The 23,136-nt window shown below is 71.6% G+C and carries 20 protein-coding genes and 4 pseudogenes; 14 read left to right on the top strand and 10 right to left on the bottom strand.

What is annotated here, in order from left to right; genetic code table 11:
- Window positions 1–27: 27 nt before the first annotated feature.
- Window positions 28–168 (bottom strand): annotated as a pseudogene (locus tag OG390_RS40495) (AIM24 family protein); the annotation flags it as partial.
- 96 nt (window positions 169–264) lie between these two features.
- On the opposite strand from OG390_RS40495, the gene OG390_RS40490 reads away from it, so the two are divergent.
- A complete protein-coding gene (locus OG390_RS40490; RefSeq protein ID WP_406174916.1) occupies window positions 265–996 on the top strand; it encodes a 3-oxoacyl-ACP reductase family protein in 732 nt (243 codons plus the stop codon).
- A 102-nt stretch (window positions 997–1,098) separates the two neighbouring features.
- Here the strand turns inward: OG390_RS40490 and alc are convergent, their stop codons facing one another.
- Together alc and allB are read right to left on the bottom strand one after the other, a co-directional pair.
- Window positions 1,099–2,214: an allantoicase gene (gene alc / locus OG390_RS40485; protein WP_406178152.1), complete on the bottom strand. Its 1,116-nt coding sequence runs from the start codon at window positions 2,212–2,214 to the stop codon at window positions 1,099–1,101.
- 58 nt (window positions 2,215–2,272) lie between these two features.
- Entirely contained in the window at window positions 2,273–3,613 is a 1,341-nt protein-coding gene (allB, locus tag OG390_RS40480) for an allantoinase AllB (RefSeq protein ID WP_406174914.1), read from the bottom strand.
- A gap of 327 nt (window positions 3,614–3,940) precedes the next feature.
- Here allB and OG390_RS40475 point away from each other — a divergent pair, with 327 nt between their 5' ends.
- Complete coding sequence (locus OG390_RS40475) at window positions 3,941–4,744, top strand: IclR family transcriptional regulator (protein ID WP_399092901.1); 804 nt, start codon at window positions 3,941–3,943, stop codon at window positions 4,742–4,744.
- Window positions 4,745–4,954: 210 nt separating this feature from the next.
- On the opposite strand, the gene OG390_RS40470 is transcribed toward OG390_RS40475, so the two are convergent.
- Together OG390_RS40470 and OG390_RS40465 are read right to left on the bottom strand one after the other, a co-directional pair.
- A complete protein-coding gene (locus OG390_RS40470) occupies window positions 4,955–5,647 on the bottom strand; it encodes an ABC transporter ATP-binding protein (RefSeq protein WP_406174913.1) in 693 nt (230 codons plus the stop codon).
- A 134-nt stretch (window positions 5,648–5,781) separates the two neighbouring features.
- Complete coding sequence (locus tag OG390_RS40465; protein WP_406174911.1) at window positions 5,782–6,819, bottom strand: ABC transporter permease; 1,038 nt, start codon at window positions 6,817–6,819, stop codon at window positions 5,782–5,784.
- 179 nt (window positions 6,820–6,998) lie between these two features.
- Here OG390_RS40465 and OG390_RS40460 point away from each other — a divergent pair.
- Both OG390_RS40460 and OG390_RS40455 read left to right on the top strand, forming a co-directional pair.
- Window positions 6,999–8,174 (top strand): annotated as a pseudogene (locus OG390_RS40460) (sensor histidine kinase); the annotation flags it as partial.
- 269 nt (window positions 8,175–8,443) lie between these two features.
- Window positions 8,444–9,073: a response regulator gene (locus tag OG390_RS40455; RefSeq protein ID WP_406174909.1), complete on the top strand. Its 630-nt coding sequence runs from the start codon at window positions 8,444–8,446 to the stop codon at window positions 9,071–9,073.
- Window positions 9,074–9,097: 24 nt separating this feature from the next.
- Here OG390_RS40455 and OG390_RS40450 read toward each other — a convergent pair whose 3' ends face one another.
- Complete coding sequence (locus tag OG390_RS40450; protein WP_406174907.1) at window positions 9,098–9,412, bottom strand: DUF5955 family protein; 315 nt, start codon at window positions 9,410–9,412, stop codon at window positions 9,098–9,100.
- Window positions 9,413–9,623: 211 nt separating this feature from the next.
- Between OG390_RS40450 and OG390_RS40445 the strand changes: the two genes are divergently transcribed.
- Window positions 9,624–10,223: an NTP transferase domain-containing protein gene (locus OG390_RS40445; protein WP_406174905.1), complete on the top strand. Its 600-nt coding sequence runs from the start codon at window positions 9,624–9,626 to the stop codon at window positions 10,221–10,223.
- A gap of 196 nt (window positions 10,224–10,419) precedes the next feature.
- On the top strand, window positions 10,420–12,054 hold the full coding sequence (gene aceB / locus OG390_RS40440) for a malate synthase A (RefSeq protein ID WP_406174903.1): 1,635 nt from the start codon (window positions 10,420–10,422) through the stop codon (window positions 12,052–12,054).
- A gap of 4 nt (window positions 12,055–12,058) precedes the next feature.
- On the opposite strand, the gene OG390_RS40435 is transcribed toward aceB, so the two are convergent.
- The 3 genes from OG390_RS40435 to OG390_RS40425 all read right to left on the bottom strand — a co-directional run bounded on the left by OG390_RS40435 (window position 12,059) and on the right by OG390_RS40425 (window position 14,883).
- Window positions 12,059–12,334, bottom strand: coding sequence for a SelT/SelW/SelH family protein (locus OG390_RS40435; RefSeq protein WP_406174901.1), 276 nt, complete (start codon window positions 12,332–12,334; stop codon window positions 12,059–12,061).
- Window positions 12,331–13,245, bottom strand: coding sequence for a HipA family kinase (locus OG390_RS40430; RefSeq protein WP_406174899.1), 915 nt, complete (start codon window positions 13,243–13,245; stop codon window positions 12,331–12,333). Before OG390_RS40430 ends, OG390_RS40435 begins: the two co-directional genes overlap by 4 nt.
- Before the next feature lie 102 nt (window positions 13,246–13,347).
- On the bottom strand, window positions 13,348–14,883 hold the full coding sequence (locus OG390_RS40425; protein WP_406174898.1) for an IucA/IucC family protein: 1,536 nt from the start codon (window positions 14,881–14,883) through the stop codon (window positions 13,348–13,350).
- An 83-nt stretch (window positions 14,884–14,966) separates the two neighbouring features.
- Here OG390_RS40425 and OG390_RS40420 point away from each other — a divergent pair, with 83 nt between their 5' ends.
- The 3 genes from OG390_RS40420 to OG390_RS40410 all read left to right on the top strand — a co-directional run bounded on the left by OG390_RS40420 (window position 14,967) and on the right by OG390_RS40410 (window position 18,721).
- On the top strand, window positions 14,967–16,490 hold the full coding sequence (locus OG390_RS40420; RefSeq protein WP_406174896.1) for an IucA/IucC family protein: 1,524 nt from the start codon (window positions 14,967–14,969) through the stop codon (window positions 16,488–16,490).
- Window positions 16,491–16,607: 117 nt separating this feature from the next.
- Entirely contained in the window at window positions 16,608–17,873 is a 1,266-nt protein-coding gene (locus OG390_RS40415) for a VWA domain-containing protein (protein WP_406174895.1), read from the top strand.
- Window positions 17,873–18,721 carry a hypothetical protein gene (locus tag OG390_RS40410; RefSeq protein ID WP_406174893.1) on the top strand — a complete coding sequence of 283 codons (849 nt, stop codon included), beginning with the start codon at window positions 17,873–17,875 and terminating at the stop codon, window positions 18,719–18,721. The genes OG390_RS40415 and OG390_RS40410 overlap by 1 nt, the downstream gene beginning before the upstream one ends.
- A gap of 147 nt (window positions 18,722–18,868) precedes the next feature.
- On the opposite strand, the gene OG390_RS40405 is transcribed toward OG390_RS40410, so the two are convergent.
- On the bottom strand, window positions 18,869–19,495 hold the full coding sequence (locus OG390_RS40405) for a winged helix-turn-helix transcriptional regulator (RefSeq protein WP_406174891.1): 627 nt from the start codon (window positions 19,493–19,495) through the stop codon (window positions 18,869–18,871).
- An 85-nt stretch (window positions 19,496–19,580) separates the two neighbouring features.
- Between OG390_RS40405 and OG390_RS40400 the strand changes: the two genes are divergently transcribed.
- The 5 genes and pseudogenes from OG390_RS40400 to OG390_RS40380 form a co-directional block, all read left to right on the top strand.
- Window positions 19,581–20,789, top strand: a complete 1,209-nt coding sequence (locus OG390_RS40400) for a pyridoxal phosphate-dependent aminotransferase (RefSeq protein WP_406174889.1) — start codon at window positions 19,581–19,583, stop codon at window positions 20,787–20,789.
- 75 nt (window positions 20,790–20,864) lie between these two features.
- Window positions 20,865–21,515 carry a histidine phosphatase family protein gene (locus OG390_RS40395; RefSeq protein ID WP_406174887.1) on the top strand — a complete coding sequence of 217 codons (651 nt, stop codon included), beginning with the start codon at window positions 20,865–20,867 and terminating at the stop codon, window positions 21,513–21,515.
- A 128-nt stretch (window positions 21,516–21,643) separates the two neighbouring features.
- Window positions 21,644–22,270, top strand: a complete 627-nt coding sequence (locus OG390_RS40390; protein WP_406174886.1) for a hypothetical protein — start codon at window positions 21,644–21,646, stop codon at window positions 22,268–22,270.
- Between the two features lie 76 nt (window positions 22,271–22,346).
- Window positions 22,347–22,544, top strand: a pseudogene (locus OG390_RS40385) (acyl-CoA thioesterase); the annotation flags it as partial.
- Between the two features lie 174 nt (window positions 22,545–22,718).
- Window positions 22,719–23,060: pseudogene (locus OG390_RS40380) on the top strand (transposase); the annotation flags it as partial.
- Window positions 23,061–23,136: the final 76 nt, after the last annotated feature.

Genomic DNA, 23,136 nt, shown 5'->3' with positions numbered 1-23,136 from the left:
CCCCGCCCGCCCCCGCAACTCATCGCTTCACCCGGCGTGCGTCGAGAACAGTCCTCCGGCCGGACCCTGCTTGTCGCCGCCCTGGGCCTTCCTCAGGGCGTCGGCGAGGCTCTCGATGGTGCGGGACTGCAGGATCACGCGCCCGTTGCCCTCCAGGGCGGCCAGGGAACCGAGTTCGGTGTCCGTTCGCCGCCAGCACGTCGCTGCTCGGGCCGCTGGGATGGGCGCATGACCTCACAAGGAACCACGACTTCGCAAGCGACCATGAACGGCAAGGTGGCCCTGGTGACCGGCGGGAGTCGGGGCATAGGCGCCGCGACGGCGGTCCGGCTCGCGCGGGCAGGAGCGGACGTCGCCCTCACCTACGTGAACGGCAAGGAGGGGGCCGAGGACGTCGTACGAGCCGTAGAGGCCCTCGGGCGGCGCGGGCTCGCGCTGCGGGCGGACTCCGCGGACCCGGAGGAGGCCGGCGGCGCCGTGCAGCGGGCGGTGGAGACGCTCGGCGGCCTCGACATCCTGGTGAACAACGTGGGCGTCGGCCTGCTCGCCCCTTTGGAGAGCCTGTCCCTCGCCGACGTCGACAGGGTCCTGGCCGTGAACGTACGCGGTGTCTTCCTCACCTCCCAGGCCGCCGCATCCCGCATGGACCGGGGCGGGCGGATCATCACCGTCGGCACCTGTATGACACAGCGGGTGCCCGGGCCCGGCGGAACCCTGTACGCGACGAGCAAGTCCGCCCTGATCGGCCTGACCAAGGCTCTGGCGCGCGAGTTGGGTGATCGAGGCATCACCGCGAACATCGTGCATCCAGGGCCGATCGACACGGACATGAATCCGGCGGACGGGCCGCATGCCGCGGGCCAGGCGGCGATGACGGCGCTGGGGCGGTTCGGGGCGGCGGGTGAGGTGGCGTCCGTGGTGGCCTATCTGGCGGGAGCGGAGGCGGCGTACGTCACGGGGGCGGAGTTCACGGTGGACGGGGGGTACGCAGCGTAGGGGCGGTTTGATTCGCCCCCTCTGCCGCTACCCGTCCCGTCCCTGGGGGCTGCGCCCCCGGACCCCCGCCAAAAGACTGCGCAGTTCCCCGCGCCCCTGAAGTCAGCCGCCGAGTTCCTGGTGGCGGGCCGCCAGGCGGGACGCGCCCTCAGCCGTCAGGGAGCCGTACAGGCGCAGTCGGGAGATGCCGCCGTCGGGGAAGATGTCCACGCGCGCGTGGGTGGCGACGGTGGTGGCCGCGAGGGTGAAGCGGTGGTTGGTGTCGGGCTGGAGGCGAGTGCGGGGGAGGATTTCCGTCCAGTCGCCGTCGACGCCGTTCTTCACCGACACCGACGCCCACCCGGCCGAGTTGCCCTTCAAGTACGCCGTGTCGATCTCGATCGCACGGATCTCGGACCGGCCGACGAGCTGGTAACGGATCCAGTCGTTCCCGGTGTCGCGGCGGCGACGCGTCTCCCAGCCGTCGTCCATCTTGCGGGACCGGCCCGGCTGAATGGTGTTGGTGGCGGGCGAGTAGAAGAGGTTGGACGCGTCCTCGACCTGACCGCCGTTCTCCAGGGCGACGACGTCGAAAGTGCCGAGGACGGACAGCCACGTCGGGTCGGGCACGACCTCGCCGTACACCCGCAGGCGGGCGATACCGCCGTCGGGGTGCTGGTTGACGCGCAGGTGCGTGAAGCGCTGCTCGACGGCGACGGCGAAGCCGTTCGCCGCGTGGCCGCCGACCGCCGTGCGCGGCACGAGCGTCGTCCACTTCACGTCGTCGGCGAGGAGTTCCTCGGGAGACGGGGAGCCGGGTACCGACGCGCCCTCGACCGACACCGCCTGCGGGTAGTTGCCGCGGAAGTGGGCCGTGTCGACCACGATCCCGCGGATCACGCCGGGCGCGCCGAGGCGCACCAGCGCCCAGTCGTGATCCTCCGCCGTGGGCCACGGGTGTTCGGCCGAGGCGCCACGGCGCCGCCGCGTCTCCCAGCCGTCCATGATCTTGCCCTTGTGGCCGAAGTGCTCGGGGTCGAACTCGGCGGCCTCGGGCACGAGAAGGTTCTCCCGCTGGGCGAAGAACTCGTCGTTGGCGGCGATGACACCCGCGCCGAGCTGCCGGTCGGCGAGGTTGGCGTACTGGGTGAAGGGGAAGTCGGCGGTGCGGTAGTCCGCGTACGGGTCGCCTCCTCCGTAGGGGTTCGCGTCGCCGGTGAAATGAGGTATCGCCGTCACGGTGATCAGGTCTGCCTTTCGAGGGTCGGTCACTGCGGGTGCGGGGCGGGTGCGCGATTTACGGGTGGCGGGTCAGGAGCTGTCCGGTCGGCTCGCCGAACTCGCCCTCGGCCACGATGCGTTCGCCGCGCAGCCAGGTGGACTTGACAACGCCGCTGAGGGTCTTGCCCGCGTACGCCGTGACGTGGTTGCGGTGCTGGAGCGCCGCGGGGTCCACGGTGAAGGTCTCGTCGGGCGCGAGGACCGCGAAGTCGGCGTCGCGCCCTGCCTCGATGGCGCCCTTGCGGTCGTCGAGGCCGACCAGTTGCGCGGTGCGTGAGGACATCCAGCGGACCACGTCCTCCAGGTCGTGGCCGCGCCTGCGGGCCTCCGTCCAGACGGCGGAGAGGCTGAGCTGCAGGCCGGAGATGCCGCCCCACGCGGTGGCGAAGTCGTCGGTCTTCAGGTCGGCCGTCGACGGCGAGTGGTCGGTGACGACGCAGTCGATGGTGCCCTCGGCGAGCGCCCGCCACAGCAGGTCCTGGTTGGCGGCCTCACGGATGGGCGGGCAGCACTTGAACTCGCTGGCACCGTCGGGGACTTCCTCGGCGGTGAGCGTGAGGTAGTGCGGGCAGGTCTCCACAGTGAGCCGTACGCCCTCGGCCTTGGCGGCGGCTATCAGCGGCAGCGCGTCACTGGACGACAGGTGCAGCACGTGCACGCGCGCGTTGAGCCGCTCGGCCTGCGCGATGAGGTTCTCGATGGCGGTGTCCTCGGCGTCGCGCGGGCGCGAGGCAAGGAAGTCGACGTATTTCTGGCCACCCTTCTGCGGGGCGGCGGCGAGGTGGTGCGGGTCCTCGGCGTGCACGATCAGCAGGCCGCCGAAGCCGGCGATCTCGGCGAGGGACTGGGCGAGCTGCTCCTGGTCCAGCTCGGGGAACTCGTCCACGCCCGAGGGCGACAGGAACGCCTTGAAGCCGTAGACGCCCGCGTCGTGCAGCGGCCGCAGGTCCTTGACGTTGCCGGGCAGGGCGCCGCCCCAGAAGCCGACGTCGATGTGCGCCTTGGAGCGGGCGACGTCTTTCTTGGTACGGAGGTTCTCGACCGTCGTCGTCGGCGGGACGGAGTTGAGCGGCATGTCGACGAGGGTGGTGATGCCACCGGCGGCCGCGGCGCGCGTCGCGGTCCAAAAGCCCTCCCACTCCGTGCGGCCCGGGTCGTTCACATGGACGTGGGTGTCGACGAGGCCGGGCAGCAGGACATCGTCGCCGAAGTCCTCGAAGCGTGCACCGGCCGGCACCTCGGCGTCGTGCGCGAGCACGGCCGTGATCTTCCCCGCAGCGACCGCGACCGATGCGGCGCGCGTCCCTTCGGGAGTGATGACGCGCGTCGAGCGCAGCACCAGTTCGACGTCGGACACCCGGACCCCTCTCTTCTGCCGCTGTTGACTCCCGATACCGCGGGTTCACGTCCACGTAACGAAATTCAACGTTCTGTTGAAGGAGTCTTCACTCCGACCTTCGCGCAGTCAAGGGCACACCCCTCCACTCTGCCCCCGATGCACAGCCTCTGGACGTTTCCACAAAGCGGAATTAGAATTCCGTGAAGCAGAACGTAGCTACACACAACCAGGCAGTCAACCGACTGCCGGGTAGGCTGCATCTGCCCACCCGATCACCCGCCACCGCCCTATTCGAGGCCCTGCGGGCCGCACCTCTCGATTCTGAGCCTTGAAAGGACCGCGCCCGTGCCGACGTCCAGCGCCAGCACCACCGACGCCGCCAAAACATCCGCCCCCAGTGGCGGCGTCCAGTCCCTCGAGCGCGCCTTCGACCTGCTCGAGCGTATGGCGGACGCCGGGGGCGAGGTCGGCCTGAGCGAGCTCTCCGCGAGCAGCGGCCTGCCGCTGCCCACCATCCACCGGCTCATGCGCACGCTGGTGGCCTGCGGATACGTACGCCAGCAGCCCAACCGCCGATACGCGCTCGGCCCCCGCCTGATCCGGCTCGGTGAGTCCGCGTCCCGGCTGCTCGGCACCTGGGCCCGCCCCTACCTGGCGCGCCTCGTGGAGGAGACCGGCGAGACGGCGAACATGGCGCTGCTCGACGGGGACGAGATCGTCTACGTCGCGCAGGTGCCGTCGAAGCACTCGATGCGGATGTTCACCGAGGTGGGCCGTCGCGTGCTGCCGCACTCCACGGGCGTGGGCAAGGCACTGCTCGCGCACACCCCGGCCGACGAGGTGCGCGCGCTGCTGGCCCGTACGGGCATGCCCGCCGCGACGGAGAAGACGATCACTACGCCGGACGGCTTCCTCGACGCGCTCGACGAGGTGCGCCGGCTCGGCTACGCCGTCGACGACAACGAGCAGGAGATAGGGGTCCGCTGCCTGGCCGTCTCCGTGCCCGACTCCCCCACCGCCGCCGCCATTTCGATCTCCGGCCCGGCGGGCCGTGTCACCGAGGCGGCCACGGACAAGATCGTGCCCGTGCTGCAGCAGGTCGCGGTCGAGCTGTCGGAGGCACTGGCGAGCTCGGGTCCCGGGGCCTGATCGGGCCGTCTCCTCAGGCGCCGGTCGTCTGTCGCCGGTCATCCGTTGTCGGTCGTCTGTCGCGGGTCCTTCGTTGCCGGTCGTCTGTCGCGGGTCCTTCGTTGCCGGTCGTCTGTCGCCGGTCCATCGTTGCCGGCCGCCTGTCGCCGGTCCATCGTTGCCGGCCGCCTGTCGCCGGTCCATCGTTGCCGGCCGCCTGTCGCCGGTCCGTCATTGCCGGTTCTCCGCCGCCTGCCGAGTCGGCGCGTCGATCCGCCCGTCGGCCATCTCCCGTACCGCGTCCGCCTCCCCCAGGTGAGCGCGGTCGTGCGTCACCAGGACGGTGGCGGTGGCGCGCTCCCGGGTGAGCCGGACCAGGAGGTCCAGGACGGCCGCGCCCCGCTCGTGGTCGAGCGCGCTGGTCGGTTCGTCGACGAGGAGCACGGACGGTTCGTTGACCAGCGCGCGGGCGATGTTCACGCGCTGCCGCTGACCACCGGAGAGCTGGTGCGGCCGCCGGTGCGCCAGCTCCGCGAGCCCCACCGCGGCCAGCAGCTCCCTTGCCCGATCCGCCACGTGGCGACGTCCGTCGAGGTGGCCCATCACCTGCAGCTGTTCCAGCGCCGTCAGCGAGGGCAGCAGGTTCGGCTGCTGGAAGACGATGCCGATCTCCCGCCGCCGCAGCACGGCACGCTCGGCGGGGCTCAGTGTCCCCGTCTCCGTACCGTCAACGAGGACGCGTCCGTGGTCCGGCGTGACCAGGGTCGCGGCGACGGCGAGCAGGCTGGACTTGCCGGAGCCGGACGGGCCGACGATCGCCGTCATGGTCCCGGCCGGGACGTCGAGGCCGACCCGATCGAGGGCGGTCAGGCGGCCCTCGCCGTCCGGATAGGTAAGCGTGATGTCGTCCAGAGTCAGGCTCATCGGTCTCTTCCCAGCATGGTCATCAGGCACTTCCCGGCGTGGTCGACGGACACTTCCCGGCGTGGTCATCAGGCACCTACCGGCGTGGCCAACGGGCGCTTCGCGGCGCGGTCGACGAGCGCTTCGCGACGTGATCATCGAGCGCTGCCCAGCGCCGTCAGCGGGTCGACGGCTGTGATCCGTCGGATGGACAGGCCCGCGCCGAGCGCCCCCAGGGCGATCATCACGGCGGCAGGCCCGAGGACTGTCGGCGCGTCGAGAACGAACGGCACATCGCCGCCCCGCACCAGTCCGCCGATGGCGGTGGCGAGCCCGGTGCCGAGGAGCGTCCCGGCCGTGAGCATCAGCACTGCCTGCCCGAGCGCGTCGCGCAGCAGATACGGCGTCGAGGCGCCCAGTGCCTTCAGTACGGCGATGTCGCCGGAGCGCTGGATCGTCCAGACCGTGAAGAACGCCCCTATGACGAGCGCCGAGATGACGAAGAGGAATCCGCGCATGAGCTGCAGCGAGCCGTTCTCCGCCCGGTAGGAGCCGACCGCGGTGAGGGCGGCGTCCTTGGTGAGCGTCTTGGTGCGGGCGACCCGGTCCCCCGCCGTGAGGTCGGTTCCGTCGGTGCGGAGGGCGACCACGGTGGCGTCACCGGACAGGGCCGTCCACACCACCGGTGTATGGCTGTACGAGGCGTCGCCCGCGACCGCCGCGACGGTCTGCTCGGTGCCGCCGAGCCGTACGCGGTCGCCGGCCTCGACGCGGAGTTCACCGGCGGCCTTCTCGGAGAGCACGATCCGGTCGGGGCCGACGCCGCGCGGGGCGATCCCGGAGCCCGGCTCGACGGCGAAGGTCGACACCGCGACCGTACGGTCCCCGGCGGCCGCGTTCAGCGTGCGGACACCGATCGGCTCCGCCGAGATGACGCCCGGCCGCTCGGCCCAGGTCCGCCACGCGCGCGGGGGCACCGTCGACCCGGTGAAGGAGACCGACTGGCCGTCGGGCGGCACGGCGAAGACGAGGTGGTCGGCGGGCAGGCCGGTGATCGCCGAGGTGTTCTCCTCGGCGAGCCCTGCGGTCAGCCCGGACAGCAACCCCACGAGCAGGGTGATCAACACGACCACGGCCCCCATGAGGGTGAACCGCCCCTTGGCGAACCGGAGGTCTCTCCATGCGACGAACATGCCCCCACCCTGCGGCCCGGGCTGCGTCCGGGGCATCGCGCCACGGCACGGTTCACCCGAATCGAAGGAGCGAGCCGGGTCTGTCGAAGGGCGGAGCCCCGCGCCGCCGAAGTACGCACCCCACTTTCAAACTTTCGGTTGACCGGGCCCCGCCCGGCCCCGCCTACCCTGGAACGACCATGGACGTCCGCCGCCACTCCCCCGTCGTCGCCACCCTGCGCCTGTGCCTGTACGCGCTGCTCGCGGGGCTCCTCGCGCTGGTCGCGGTCCGTTCCGGGGACAGCGCGCATCCCCTGGCCGTCGTGCTGTCGGCCCTCGGGACGGGCACGGTGTTCGCGGCGGGCGTGTGCACCCCGGCGGTGCACCGCTCTCGGCGTACGGCCGCGGTGTGGCTGGCCGCCCTGAGCGCGAGCTGGCTGGTGCTCCTCACCCTGTCGCCGGACGGCCTGTGGGTGGCGTTCCCGCTCTACTTCCTGCAGTTGCACCTGCTGCCCGTGCGCTGGAGTCTGCCCGCGGTCGCCCTGACCGCCGCGGCGGCCATCGCGAGCTTCCTGGCGCACGGCTCGCACATCACGCCGGGCGCCTTCATCGGCCCGCTCCTCGGGGCGGCGGTCGCGGTGGCCACGGTCCTCGGGTACGAGGCGCTGTACCGGGAGAGCGAGCGCCGCCGGGAGCTCATCGAGGAGCTCATCGCCACCCGCGCCGAGTTGGCCGACGCCGAGCGCACCGCGGGCACGCTCGCCGAGCGGGAGCGGCTCGCCCACGAGATCCACGACACGCTCGCGCAGGGCCTGTCCAGCATCCAGCTGCTGCTGCGCGCCGCCCAGCGCCTGCTGCCCGCGGACTCCCCGGCGGCCCCGCACATCGAACAGGCCCGCTCGACGGCCCAGGACAACCTCGCCGAGGCCCGCCGCTTCGTCCGCGCCCTCACCCCGCCCGACCTCGAGCGCGGTTCGCTCGCCGGAGCCCTGGAGCGGCTGTGCCGGTCCGCCGCCGTCGACGCCCCGAGGATCCACTTCTCGGTGAGCGGCCCTCCGGCCGAGCTCCCGACCCCGTACGAAGTGGCCCTCCTGCGGATCGCCCAGTCGGCCCTCGGCAACACGCTGCGCCACGCGCGCGCGGGCCGCGCCGAGATCACCCTCAGCTTCATGGACACGGCGGTCGCCCTGGATGTCGTGGACGACGGCGTCGGCTTCGCCCCCGATACCGTGCGGCCCGAGGGGGCCCGCGAGGACGGCGGTTTCGGTCTTCCCGCGATGCGCTCGCGCGCGGAGTCGCTGGGCGGGACGTTCACCGTCGAGTCGGCGCCGGGCCAGGGCACGGCGGTGGCGGTCACGCTCCCGCTGCCCATCACCGGGAACCCGGCCGGTACGGAGAAGCCGACCGGTACCGGAGAGCCGGCCCTCACCGAGGACCCGACCGGTACGGGAGCGTCGCCCGTCCCCGAGAAGCCAACCGGTACTGCAGAACCACCCGCCACCCAGAAGCCGGCCAGTACCGGAGAACCACCCGCCACCCAGAAACCAACCAGTGCGGGAGAGCCCGCCGTCGCCGGAGATCCGGCCCTTACCGGGGACCAAATGCCCCTCCGGCTCCCCTCCGCGCGTTCCGTCGGGAGCCGCGCATGACCATCCGTCTGCTGCTCGCGGACGACCATCCCGTCGTACGCGCCGGGCTGCGCGCCGTCCTGTCCGCGGAGCCGGACTTCGAGATCGTCGCGGAGGCACCGACGGCGGAGGCGGCCGTCGACCGCGCCGGAGCGGGCGGCGTCGACGTCGTGCTCATGGACCTGCAGTTCGGCCCCGGCATGCACGGCGCGCAGGCCACTGCGGCGATCACGACACGCCCCGGCGCACCCCGCGTGCTGGTGCTGACCACCTACGACACCGACGCGGACATCCTCGCGGCGGTCGAGGCGGGCGCGGCCGGCTACCTCCTCAAGGACGCCCCACCCGAGGAGCTGTCCGCCGCGGTCCGCACCGCCGCCTCGGGCCACTCTGCTCTCGCTCCCTCGGTCGCCGACCGCCTGATGGACCGGATGCGCACCCCGGCGGCCGCCCTGAGCCGCCGCGAACTGGAGGTACTCGAACTGGTCAGGGACGGCCTCTCCAACCATCGGATCAGCAAGCGACTGTTCCTGAGCCAGGCGACAGTGAAGTCCCATCTGGTACACATCTACGCCAAGTTGGGCGTGGATTCGCGCACGGCGGCGGTGGCGGTGGCCACGGAGCGAGGGGTCATCCGGAGAGGCTGAACCGGCCGAGCCGGAGGGCTACGGCTATCGTCGCGGCGGTTCTCCGAACAGCTCCACCGCGCTGCGGACCTCGGCGAGGCTCGTCGCCAGTGCGCTGACCGAGCCGATCGCGCCCGCGATCAGGAGCAGGGAACGACGCAGCCGGGGGATTTCGGGGATGCCGCTGACGGCCATCGCGGCGAGAGCCGCGAGCTCGTCCTCGGCGATGCCGCGGTCGGGGAACTCGGCCGGGTGCGCGGCGAGTGCACGGCGCAGCCGGGAGACGGCGGTGCTCAGTTCCGCCACCCTCGGATCCTCGTCCCTGCCGGTCACTGGCCTCTGCCCCAAGCTCCGCAACACAGCTCTCCCCCCTCGCACGCCTTCGTGCGTCGGTCCTTCGTACGTCGGCCCCAGCTCCCCTTGGCGGTGGTCGGGCGCCGGGGGACGCGGGCCAGTAAACGCCACCCCGTGCGCCGGGCGCCACTCCGCGGACCGAAATTCAGCCCATGGTCACCACAGGGCCCGCCCGGGTTCCGGGGCGCGCTCCGGCAGGGTCGGGTATGCAGGGGACATGACGGAGAACAAAGACCAGGTGGCCGGGCTGTTGTTGGCGGCCGGCGGCGGACGGCGCCTCGGTGGTCGCCCCAAGGCACTCCTGTCCCACCGGGGGCGGCCCCTTGTCGAACACGCGGTCGATGTCCTGCGTGCGGGGGGCTGCACCCGGGTCCATGTGGTGCTGGGTGCCCAGGCCGACGCCGTACGGGAGCGGGCGGAACTGCCGGGGTGCGTCCTCGTAGACAACCCGGAGTGGGAGGAGGGGATGGGCTCCTCGCTGCGGGCGGGGCTGGACTCGCTGGCCGGCACGGGGGCGCGGGCCGCTCTGGTGTCACTCGTCGATCAGCCCGGGATCGGGCGGGAGGCGGTGGCCCGGGTACTGGCCGCCTACGAGTCGCCGCTGTCACTCGCGGCGGCGGCGTACCACGGAGAGCGCGGCCACCCCGTGCTCTTCGGCGCCGGGCACTGGGCCGGGATCGCGGCGACCGCCACCGGCGACCGCGGGGCACGCGCCTATCTGAAGGCGCACGAGAACGCGATCACGTTCGTCGAGTGCGGCGATGTGGCACAGGCGTACGACATCGACACGGAAGGCGATCTGATCCACCTTGAGTAAGCATGGTGGCACCGAGCGCCACCTTGCCTCGACTCAGAGAATCTCGACATCAACAAACCATTGAACTTCCACCATGAGGAAACTAGTATCCACTGCTCAGAAGCGCTGGACCGCCCCGAAGGCGCGGTCAGCCGCATCCGGTGCCCGTGGCACCCAGTGCCGTATGTACGCAGCTCGCTGAAGGAAGTGACAGCTCATGTCCGCACCAGCGCCGTCCCCGCTGGCCATCGTCGACGCCGAGCCCCTGCCCCGGCAGGAAGAGGTCCTCACCGAAGCGGCCCTCGCCTTCGTGGCCGAGCTGCACCGGCTGTTCACGCCCCGGCGTGACGAGCTCCTCGCCCGCCGCGCGCAGCGCCGCGCCGAGATCGCCCGCACCTCCACGCTCGACTTCCGTCCGGAGACCGCCGCGATCCGCGCGGACGACTCCTGGAAGGTGGCCCCCGCTCCGGCCGCCCTGAACGACCGCCGTGTCGAGATCACCGGCCCCACCGACCGCAAGATGACCATCAACGCCCTCAACTCGGGCGCCCGGGTGTGGCTCGCGGACTTCGAGGACGCCTCCGCGCCCACCTGGGAGAACGTGGTCCTCGGCCAGCTCAACCTGATCGACGCGTACACCCGGAACATCGACTTCACCGACCCGAAGTCCGGCAAGTCGTACGCCCTGAAGGCGAACGACGAGCTCGCGACGGTCGTCATGCGGCCGCGCGGCTGGCACCTGAACGAGCGCCACCTCCTCGACACGGACGGCAAGCCCGTGCCGGGCGCGCTCGTCGACTTCGGCCTCTACTTCTTCCACAACGCGCAGCGCCTGCTCGACCTCGGCAAGGGCCCGTACTTCTACCTCCCGAAGACCGAGTCGCACCTGGAGGCCCGCCTCTGGAACGACGTCTTCGTCTTCGCGCAGGACTACGTCGGCATCCCGCAGGGCACGGTCCGCGCGACCGTCCTGATCGAGACGATCACGGCCGCGTACGAGATGGAGGAGATCCTCTACGAACTCCGCGACCACGCCTCCGGGTTGAACGCGGGCCGCTGGGACTACCTCTTCTCCATCGTCAAGAACTTCCGTGACGGTGGCCAGAAGTTCGTGCTGCCGGACCGCAACGCGGTCACGATGACGGCCCCGTTCATGCGCGCGTACACCGAACTGCTCGTCCGCACCTGCCACAAGCGCGGTGCGCACGCGATCGGCGGCATGGCGGCGTTCATCCCCTCGCGTCGCGACGAAGAGGTCAACAAGGTCGCCTTCGAGAAGGTCAAGGCCGACAAGGACCGCGAGGCGAACGACGGCTTCGACGGGTCGTGGGTGGCCCACCCGGACCTGGTGCCGATCGCGATGGCCTCCTTCGACGCGGTCCTCGGCGACAAGCCCAACCAGAAGGACCGGCTGCGTGAGGACGTCTCCGTCGCCGCCGGCGACCTGACCGCCATCGATTCCCTGGACGCCAGGCCCACGTACGACGGTCTGGTCAACGCCGTCCAGGTCGGCATCCGCTACATCGAGGCCTGGCTGCGCGGCCTCGGCGCGGTCGCCATCTTCAATCTGATGGAGGACGCGGCCACCGCCGAGATCTCCCGCTCGCAGATCTGGCAGTGGATCAACGCGGGCGTCGAGTTCGAGCACGACGGAAAGTCTGTGAAGGCCACGCCGGAACTGGCCCGCGAGGTCGCCGCCGACGAGCTGGCGAACATCCGCGCCGAGATCGGCGAGGATGCCTTCGCGGCCGGCCACTGGCAGCAGGCCCACGACCTGCTCCTGGAGGTCGCGCTCGACGAGGACTACGCGGACTTCCTGACGCTGCCCGCCTACGAGCAGCTGGCGGGCTGAACCGTCACTTGTCCGAGTGGCCCAGGGACTTTTCCGGGGCCACTCGGTCGCGTACGAGGCGCTTCACCGCCGTGGGTTCCGGGAAGCCCTGCTCCCGCCTGTCCCAGACGACCTCGTCGTCGACCCGCACGACGAAGACACCGCCGGTGCCGGGCTTCAGGGACAGCTCCGTCAGCTCGGTCTCGAACGTCGTGAGCAGTTCCTGGGCCAGCCAGGCGGCGCGAGGCAGCCAGCGGCACTGGGTGCAGTACTCGATCTGAACGCGGTGGGTCTCTGTCATCCGAGGTGTACCGACCAATCCTGTTCCGCCGCCGGTTTGCCGTGCAGGTCCGGGACCCGCTTCAGCCAGTCCGGCCTGCCCTCCTGGGTTTTCGCCGCGCGGTGGGCGTCTTCGGCGGCGAGCTCCTCCCGGGTGGGGAAGTCCGTGGGCAGCCAGGCCGCGGAGGCCAGCACGCGGGCATGGAGATAGCCGACGTAGGCCTCGCGCACCGCATCGGGGGTGGTGAAACCGGGCTCTTCCGTGAGCCAGGCGTCCGGCACCTCGGCCAGGACCGAGCGCAGGAGTTCCTCGGTCACCGAGGGGGCGAGTGCGGCGTCCGCCGCCCGCGTGTCCGGGGTGTGGCCACCGAGGGCGTGGCGCCGGAAGTCGTACGCCTTCTCCGGTGCCGAGGCGTCCCAGCGGTGGTGGAAGACCAGGGCGGCGCCGTGGTCGATGAGCCACAGCCGCGGGGGCGCGATGCCGAAGGTGGGCCAGATCATCAGGTTCGAGCTGTGCACCGTGCGGTCCACGTTGACCGTGAGGGCGTCGAGCCAGATCACCTTGCCCGCCTCCAGCGGGTCGACGGGGAACGTCTTGGCGATCTCCGGAGTGAAGTCCTTGGCGCCCGGCAGATAGTCCATGCCGAGGTTGAGGCCGGCGCTGGAGCGCAGGAGGTCCTGGACCTCCTGGTGGGGCTCGTGCTCGCCCACCGCCGGGTCGAAGTGCACGAGGACCAGCTCGGGGAACCTCAGCCCGAGGGCGCGCGCCAGCTCACCGACGATGATCTCGGCGACCAGCGCCTTGCGGCCCTGCGCGGAGCCCGTGAACTTCACGACGTACGTCCCCAGGTCATCGGCCTCGACGACTCCGGGCACGGAGCCGCCCGCCCTCAGCGGGGTCACGTATCGAACAGCGGTCACGTCGCGCAGCACACCGGCCAGCCTAAGGCAGCGGACGGGACAGGTGATCGGCATCTCCGCGTCGCCCGGCCCCGGTCATGATCGCAGGTCACGCCCTTCACCCCAGGCGGACGATCAACTCGACGTCTCCCGCAGCGGGTTGGGCAGCGGCACATACCGCGCGTCCGCGCCGTCCGCGCCCGTCCACCGCAGCAGGAGGTTCGTCTTGCCGGGGAGGGTCGGCGAGGAGAGCAGGTCCGCGATCTCGGGGAGGCCGCGCTCCGTGTCGTAGCGGATCAGCTCCCGTCGTACGGCGGGCCACGGGTCCAGGCCCGGGTGGCGCTCGACGAGGAGCGCGGCGAGTTCGGTGAGGTGGTTGACGATCAGGCAGTACACGAGGCGTTCCCAGCCGGCCGCGCGCGTCACCCCGGGCAGCAGCTTCACGCCCTCGGCGTCCCGGAAGAGTGCCTGCACGGGTATGCCGTCGGCGTCGACGGCGACCAGCGAGTTCTGCACATGCGCCTCGACGACGACTCCGTGCCGCGCGAACGCCCCCAGCACCGGGGGCACCATCTGGCGCAGATACGCCGCCCACCAGGAGGAGGGGTCGGTGAGCCGGTCGAGGGGGCTGCCGTCGAAGCCTTCCACGAGGGCGGCCGCGAGGAGCGGGGTCGCGCCCGGCACCAGGTGCTCGTGCAGTCCGTCGCGGACGAGGACGGCAAGTTCCTCGAAGGCGAAGTCGGCGGTGCGGTAGCCGCGGTCGCTCAGCCAGGCCGCGGGACCCGGCACTGCGGCGATGGCCGTGGCGGTCGCCTCATCGGTACGCAGCATTTTCAGCAGGTCGTGCCGCCACAGCCGGCGAATGTCGTTGGTGATGCGCACGTCGAGGCTGAACTTCACGAACAGATCACCCTGGGGTGCGTACAGCGTGCGGACGGCGGCTGTCGGCCACAGGAGCCGTGCGGTGCGCCCCAGGCGTAGCAGCCGGCCGTCCGCGAAGGCGTCCCGGATCTCCGGGCGGTCGCCGACCAGGTCGAGCTGCCAGGGGTGGGCGGGCAGCAGCCGGTAGCCGGGCGGGGTCCTGCCGAGGGCGTCGAGCGCCGTCGTGTCGCCCTCCTCCACGACCGCGTCCGCCCGCACGGCGAGCAGGTCCAGCGGGAAGCGGGCGTACGCCTCGGGCGCGTACGGCAGCCAGCCGGTGACCGGGCCGCCGCCGCGGGCCTTGGGCGCGGGGTGGTGCGGGTGCCCGGTGATCAGGGACTGTTCGGAGCGCAGATACGGGTCCTCGGGCGGTGTCGTGCGGCCGCGCGCGGTGAGCAGCGCGGCCACCGCGTCCCGGCTGTCGATCATCTCGGCGGGCAGCTCGGAGTTGGACAGGCCGGTGCAGCGGCGCAGTTCCTCGGCGGTGAGTTTGACCAGCTCGGGGTGAGTGAGCCGATGCCAGGCGCCGCCCGCGTACACCTCGGGTTCCATGGGCCGCCGAGCACCCCGCACGCGCAGCAGTCGGCCACTGGCCCGGAGCCGGAACACGCCCGCGCCCTGCGCGGGCTCCCCCACTTCCCGCAGGAGACAATTGAGCAGTGGCGCGGCGGCGTACGCGTCGGCGGCCTCTTCCGTGTCGCCCCTGTCGAGCGGGGAGAGCTTGGGGGGCATGGAGTCCACGCGATCCATTCGTCCATACGGTGCACTGGTGATCAGTATGTCTGCCGTCGCGGACGACCGCGACGCAGTCCCCGTACCCAAGGAGCCCGACCGTGCACCGTCCCCCCACGCCCGAGGCCGAGGCGGCGTTGGCCGACGAGCTGAGCGTCGTACGCCCCGGCCTGTCGGCGCCGTACGCGCAGGCGCTGCCCGGCGCCCGGGCGGCCGTGCTGACCCGTCTGTGGCGGGCGCTGGCGCATGAGCCGCTGCCGTGGATCGCACGCCGCGAGCCGGGCCGCGACGGTCTCACGCTCCGACTGACCGACGGCCGCCGACTGCACGGCCCCTACGCGGACCCGTACGCCATCACCGCGTACGTCACCGAGGTGCGCCTCGACGACAAGCCGTACCTTCACCCGGCCCGGCTCCTCGAAGCCCTCGCGGTCCCGCACGGTCCCGCCTTCGCCGCCGAGCTCGACAACAGCGTGGCCTCCTTGGCGCTGTCCCGCGCGGGGCAGCCGGCCTCGCGCGACGCGGCCGGGTCCGTGCCCAGCCGGACCTGGGAGCAGCGGGTCGTCGACGGGCATCCGTATCACCCCAACTGCCGTTCGCGGCCCGGGTTCTCGGCGGCCGAGCAGCTCGCCTACGCGCCGGAGCACCGGCCGCTCGTGGAGCTGGGGCTGGTGGCCGCGGACGACTGCCTCGTCACGGGCGAGTGGCCTAAGTGGCTGCGGGACGGGGAGCGCGTTCTGATTCCGGTCCACCCCTGGCAGTCGGCCCATGTGCTGGACCGGGCGGTCCAGGACAGGCTCACCGCCCATCCGTTGATGTCCCTGCGCACCCTCGCCCTGCCGGACGGCCCGCACGTCAAGACCGCGCTCAGCGCGCGGCTGACCTCCTCGGTGCGCGACATCTCGGTGTACTCGGTCGAAACGGCCGAGACCGTCTCGGCGTTCATGGACGCGGTGACCGACCGCCTGGACCTGCCGCTGCACATCACCCGGACCCTGGGCGCCGTCACCGCCAACAGCCCTGATCTGGCGGCGGTGTTGCGGGAGTCCCCGGACGAGTACGCGCGGCCGGGCGAGCAGGTCGTCCCGGTGGCCGCCCTTCCCCTGACCGGCCTGGCCGAAGACCCCGCCTGGCTGAGCGAGTTCACCCGGCTCGTCCTCACCGTCGGGCTACGGCTGCTCGACCTGGGCGTGGCCCTGGAGGCACACGGTCAGAACCTGTTGGTGGTCCTCTCCCCCGCGGGCGCCCCGCTCCGACTGATCTACCGCGACCTGGCCGACATCCGGATCAGCCCGGCCCGCCTGGCCCACCACGGCATCCCGGCCCCGACCCTGGCCGGCCGGATCGTCACGGACGACGAGACCACGCTGCGCCGCAAGCACTTCGGCTCGCTCGTCGGCGGCACGTTGGGCGCGACTGCGGGTTCGACGGCCGCTCTGCGCGCGGCGCTGGACACCGTCGTGCGGGATCTGCCGGCCACCGCCGATCTCGCAGCCCTCCGCGACGAACCGCTGCCCACCAAGGCGTTGACCTTGATGCGCTTGTCGCCGGAAACGCCCGGGGACATCTGGGCGTGGTTGCCCAACCCGCTCGCGGGACTCGGCTCCGGCGGCCGCACGGCTTGAGGGACGGCTTGAGGCAGCACGTTTTGGAGCAGGTTTTGGAGCACGGGCAAGAACTCGTCGAAGCCCGGTTTGAAGATCGTTTTGAAGCGCGGCACCTTTGATCAATAGGATCCGCCGATGATCACAAGACAACGGCTGGCAGCAGGAGTCTGCGCCCTGTTTGCCGCCCTGACGGCCGGGATCGCCTTCCCGGCCGGAGCGGTCGCCGACGAAACGGCGGAGCAGGCCGCCCCCAAGGTCGAACTCGTGCTGGACGTCAGCGGTTCGATGCGGGCTCGGGACATCGACGGCGGGTCGCGGATGGCCGCGGCGAAGCAGGCGTTCAACGAGGTGCTCGACGCGACGCCGGAGGAGGTACAGCTCGGCATCCGCACCCTCGGCGCCAACTACCGGGGAAATGACCGCAAGACGGGCTGCAAGGACACGGCGCAGCTGTACCCGGTGGGGACCCTGGACCGCACCGAGGCGAAGACCGCGGTCGCGACCCTCACGCCCACCGGCTGGACGCCGATCGGTCCGGCGCTGCTCAAGGCGGCCGACGACGTCGACGGCGGCGAGGGCACCCGGCGCATCGTGCTGATCAGCGACGGCGAGGACACCTGCCAGCCGCTCGACCCGTGCGAGGTGGCCCGCGAGATCGCGGCCAAGGGCATCGGCCTCACCATCGACACGCTCGGTCTGGTGCCCGACGCCAAGACCCGTGACCAGCTCAGCTGCATCGCTGACGCGACCGGCGGCACGTACACGTCGGTCCGGCACAAGGAGGAACTCGCCGACCGCGTAGGCCAGTTGGTCGACCGGGCCGCCGATCCGGTGGTGACGCCGGTCGCCGTGGAAGGCGCCGCCGAATGCGCGAAGGCGCCCACCCTCAAGTCGGGCCTCTACACCGACCGTGAGGAGTTCGCGCAGCACCGCTGGTACCGCGTGAACGTCGAGCCGGGCCAGGAGCTGCGGGCCTCGGTGAGTGTCGCGGCGGACCGTGAAGTCAACCCGGACTACGGGGTGTTGCTGCGGGCCGTCACCGTGCACGGTCGCGAGATCGTCCGCGGCGAGGCGGCGGGCAACGGACGTACCGACGTCATCTCGACCGGTCTGCGCTACCCGAAGGCCGAGAGCGACGACGAGAACGCCACCGCCGAGGTCGTATGCCTCCAGGTGTCGCATGCGTTCTCGGCCGGCGCGGACGTGAAGACGACACCCGGTCTGCCGCTTGAGCTGACGGTCGACGTCGTCGACGGGCCCGACCAGGCCGGCGACGTGGCCTCGTTCGGGCTCGGCCGCGGCTGGTGGCTGCTCGGTGCCCTCGTACTCACCGGCTTCCTCGCGGGTGTGCTGTGGGGCTGGATCTCGCGCTGGCGGGTCGCGGTCTGGAGGACCAACTGATGCGTATCCGACGTGTGTTGACGACTACGGCGTTCATGCTGGGCGCCACCGCGGCTCCCGTTCTGCTCGGCGTCCCGGCAGCTCCGGCCGTCGCGGATTCCTCGCCCTCGGCTTCGGCGAGTCCGTCGGACGACGGCGGCGCGCCCACCGAGGCCGGTACGTCGTTCCGTACGGCGACCGAGATCGAGCAGGGTCAAGAGGCCACCGCGAGCGGCTCCACGGGTGACTACCTGTACTGGTCGTTCCCCGCGGACGCCGGGCAGCGGCCCACCGTGAAGGCGACGGTGAAGCTGCCCGAGGCCTCGACGCGGAACGCCGCCGAGACCTGGCAGATCGACGTGTATGACGGGCTGCGGCGCCGCCAGGCGTGCCGGTACGGGGCCCAGACGCGGACGGCGGCGCGGGACGCGGCCTCCGTGGACCTGTCCTGCACCCTGCGCACCGTCCGCGCCTGGTCGGACACCTGGGCCAACGACCCACTGCCGGGCACGTACTACATCCGGCTGACCGCCACGGGTCTGGGGGCGTCCGAACTGGGCCTGCCGGTGAGCACCGAGGTCCAGGTGGCTTCCAAGGACATCGGCGGCTCGGCGGCGGTCGACGGCTCGCTCGCCAAGCCGCTCGTCCCGGGCATCGCGACGAGCGCCGAGAAGTCCGACGCGGACTCCGACTCGTCGACGGCCGCACTGTCCTCGCTCGAACCCGACGACGGCTGGACCTCCGGCTGGTGGTCCGACCGCTGGGTGTGGACCGCGATCGGCGGCATCCTCGCGGCCCTCGCGGGCATCGGCGGGTACGCACTGACGCGCGGGGCGGGACGGCCTTCGCGGGTGCCGCCGGGCGCCTGACCCTTCAAGGAACGCCGGGCGGACTGAAGATCTTCAGTCCGCCCGGCATTCGAGAACCAGTGCGAAGCGCGATACGGGGGGTCTGGAAGGCGGCAGCCCCCAGGTGCGGGCCGGGTAGGGGCGGTGGGGGCGGTAACCCCTCCCGCGTCACGCCTCCCGCAGCGCCTTGGCCACCGCGCCCTCCCCCGTCACCTCAACGCGCCCCGCACGCACCGCGTCCAGCAGCGCCAACGCCCCGCGACTCACGGCCTCGCACGTCTCCGTGTCGAGCGTCAGCCGGGCATCCGGCCCCTCCGGGGCGGGGCCGTCCCCGTAGACCGGCCCCTCCTCGACCCCGAGCCACACATGGAACTCCCCTTCGTCCAGCCGGACTTCGACGAGCCCCTCCCCCTCCAGCCCCCGGAGCAACGGCAGCGCGAACCAGTGCGCCCGCACGGCATCCGTGGGCCGCCGCTCCCCCAGCGCGAGCGCCCCCCACTCTCCCAGGGCCTGGAGTACGGGCAGCAACTCCCGCCCCCGCCCGGTGAGTTCGTAGACGTACGCCGCGCCCGGCGGCGGAAGGCGACGCCGGGTGGTCAGCCCGTCGCGCTCCATGTCCTTGAGCCGGGACGCGAGCACGTCCGTGCTGACGCCCGGCAGGTCGGCGTGCAGATCGGTGTAGCGACGCGGTCCGCCGAGCAGCTCGCGGACGATCAGGAGGGTCCACCGGTCGCCGACGGCATCGAGGGCGCGGGCGGCGGAACAGTACTGGTCGTAGCTTCGGCGCGGTGACATGCGACGCAGTCTAGCTATCTTGTTGGACTTTCCAAGCTCCAGCTTGGTAAAACCAAGCAACACCACGAACCGGAGGGCGCAGCGCATGGAGTTCCGGCAGTCGAGCAAGCTCAGCGAGGTCTGTTACGAGATCCGCGGCCCGGTGATCGAGCACGCCAACGCGCTGGAGGAGGCGGGCCACAGTGTGCTGCGCCTCAACACCGGCAACCCCGCGCTCTTCGGCTTCGAGGCGCCGGAGGAGATCCTCCAGGACATGATCCGGATGCTGCCCCGGGCGCACGGCTACACCGACTCGCGCGGCATCCTCTCCGCCCGCCGGGCCGTCGCCCAGCGCTACCAGGACCGGGGCCTGAAGGTGGACGTGGACGATGTCTTCCTCGGCAACGGAGTCTCCGAGCTGGTGTCGATGGCGGTGCAGGCCCTGGTCGAGGACGGCGATGAAGTCCTCATCCCCGCCCCGGACTTCCCGCTCTGGACGGCGGTCACCACCCTCGCCGGCGGCAAGGCGGTGCACTACCTCTGCGACGAACAGTCGGACTGGTACCCGGACCTGGACGACCTGGCGGCGAAGATCACGGACCGCACGCGCGCGGTCGTCATCATCAACCCCAACAACCCCACGGGCGCGGTGTATCCGAAGGAGATCGTCGAGGGCATCCTCGATCTCGCCCGCCGACATGGGCTGATGGTGTTCGCGGACGAGATCTACGACCAGATCCTGTACGACGACGCGGTGCACCACTCCGCCGCGGCGCTCGCCCCGGACTTGGTGGTCCTCACGTTCTGCGGCCTGTCGAAGACGTACCGCGTGGCGGGCTTCCGCTCGGGCTGGCTGGTCGTCACGGGCCCGAAACAGCACGCGCGCAACTACCTGGAGGGCCTGACCATGCTCGCCTCCATGAGGCTGTGCGCCAACGCGCCCGCCCAGTACGCCATTCAGGCCGCGCTCGGCGGCCGCCAGTCCATCCATGAACTGACGGCCCCCGGCGGCCGCCTGCACGAACAGCGCAACCGCGCCTGGGAGAAGCTCAACGAGATCCCCGGCGTCTCGTGCGTCAAGCCGAAGGGCGCGCTGTACGCGTTCCCGCGCATCGACCCCGAGGTGCACAAGATCCACGACGACGAGAAGTTCGTCCTGGACCTCCTCCTGCGCGAGAAGATCCAGGTCGTCCAGGGCACCGGCTTCAACTGGCCCCGCCCCGACCACTTCCGCATTCTCACCCTCCCGCACGCCGACGACCTGGACGCGGCGATCAGCCGGATCGGGCGGTTCCTGAGCGGGTACCGGCAGTAGGGCCACCCGGCCGAGCCGGGGCTGCGCCGGTCGGCCGTCGATGCCACCGTACGAGGGGACAGAAAGGGTTCGGCGATGGGTGACCTCCTCCTCGTACGGCACGGAGAGACCGAGTGGTCGTTGTCCGGGCGGCACACCGGGTCGACCGACATCCCGCTGACCGACAAGGGCCGGGAGCAGGCGCGGAGCCTGGCTCCGCTGATCGCACGCCATCACATCGCGGCGGCGTTCGTCAGCCCGATGCAGCGGGCGCGGGAGACGGCGCGGCTGGCGGGGGTCGGCGGGGCGCGGGTGGACGCGGATCTGTCGGAGTGGGACTACGGCGGGTACGAGGGGATCACGACCGTCGAGATCCACCGGAGCAGGCCCGGCTGGTTCCTGTTCTCGGACGGGGTCGCGGCCGGACCGCCCGAGCACCCCGGCGAGAGCCCGGACGAGGTCGGGGCGCGCGCGGAGCGGATGCTGGCCAAGATCGACGCGGCGCTCGCCGAGGCGGAAGGCAGTGTCGTGGTCGTCTCGCACGGGCACTTTCTGCGGGTGCTCACCGCGCGGCGGCTGGGGCTGCCCGCCTCGGACGGCGCGCTGTTCCAGCTCGGCACCGGGACGATGAGCCGGCTGAGCACCGAGCACCGGCGGCATGTGGTGGCCGGGTGGAATGTCAGACCCGACGCGTACTGTTCCCATCAGCCGCTCTCCTCGGCGGGAGAGGGGCCGGGCGAGCACTGAGCGGCGGGGCGGGCGCGGGGGAGCACGCGGCGTCGTCACACGATGGGCGGCGGAGGGAAGCCCGCCGTGACACGACCGGTGCAGGGCAGCCCGCCGTGAACACGACCGGTGGAGGGAGGGAGTGCGAGATGACTCGACCGCCGACCGCCGCGCAGCGACGTGTCATCGAGGCCGCCGACCCCGTGACCGGACGTCTGAAGGGCACGGAGGCGCAGCTCGCCGCCCTGGTCAAACGCGGGCTGGCCTTCCGGCATCCACGGCCGCCGCACGACCATTTTCTGACCCCTGCTGGGCATCGCCTACGGGAGACGCCCGAGCCGGTCGCCGCCTTGGAGCCTCCCGTGGCGACCGAGGCCGGTGTGTTCGCCGCGCGGATCGGCGGCGAGGAGGCAGCCGGCGCGGGGCCGTCACGCATACGCGAGGTGCGCAGCGCCTGGGAGGGGCTGCTTGAGCTGCGCCGGATGACCAATCCTGACGGTGAGATCGACCGTCCGTGCGGGTGGGAGCGTACGCATCTGGTGCAGGCCGCCGCGCTCGCTCTGGAGGCCGCGGGGCACCGGCCCGCGGGGACGGAGGGTGGCGGCTACCGGGTGCGGGCGACACCGCAACCGGAGGCCGTCGCCGTGCGCGAGCCGGACTCCGGGGCGCTGCGCGCCTGCGCGGCCACGCTGGAGAAGGCGGGCTGGCAGGTGGGCGAGCACACGGAGCCGCGCACGGGGGCGCGGTATGTGCTCGCCTCACCGCGACGCGTGTGAGGAGGGGAGCCGGAATGGCTTGCGGTACAAGGGAGTTGAATGGATCAGTCCTGACCGCCGTTGAAAAGGGGAAGTCGTGGCAGAGCCGTTTTCCGTCGCAGTGACCGTCCGCGGGTACGAGACCGATGTGCAAGGACACCTCAACCAGAGCGTGTATCTGCAGTACGCCGAGCACGCCCGCTGGTCGCTGCTGCAAGCGGCCGGAATCAGTCAGACCGAGCTGATGGGCAAGGGCGTGGGCCCGGTGGCCCTGGAGACCACCATCCGCTACCGGGATTCATTCGCAGTGCGCCGGCCTTCGGGACTCTGCTGAGGAATGTGCGATTCGAGCAGGGCTGGCTCGTTGGTCCTCTGCGGTTGTGGTGGTCGTGGGTGGGAGTGCCGAGAGGGATGTCGCTGGAGCCGCGGGTGGTTCGGGAGGTGCCTGAGCTGACGGCCCTGCCCGAAGCAGGCGTCGTGCACCAAGCCCCCGTCCGGGCGCCGGGGCAGAGGTATCACTTTCCTGCCCCGCGAGCGCTACGAAGCCCTCGAAACGGTCCGCCAGGCCCAGGAGACCGGCGGATGGAAGGACCGCTATGCGATCCGGGCCGGGGTCGAAGGCACGATCTCCCAGGCCGTACGCGTCACCGGCCTGCGCCGCACCCGCTACCGCGATCTGCCCACAACCCGCCGTGGCCACGTCTTCGCCGCCACCGCGATCAACCTCATCCGCATCGACCGATGGCTGACCGGCACCCCGCTCGGCAGCACCCGCACCTCCCGCCTGCAAGCCCTGATGCTCGCGGCCTGACCACCCCGTTTGCGGAATTCTCAGCAGAGTCCTTCAGGCGAGTGGTGAAGCGAATCTGGTGGTGGCGGCGCGGAGC

The organism is Streptomyces sp. NBC_00996 (assembly GCF_045162675.1).
Taxonomy (GTDB): Bacteria; Actinomycetota; Actinomycetes; order Streptomycetales; family Streptomycetaceae; genus Streptomyces.
Note: the sequence above shows the minus strand (reverse complement) of the source record. Positions and strands in the feature narration are given on the sequence as shown.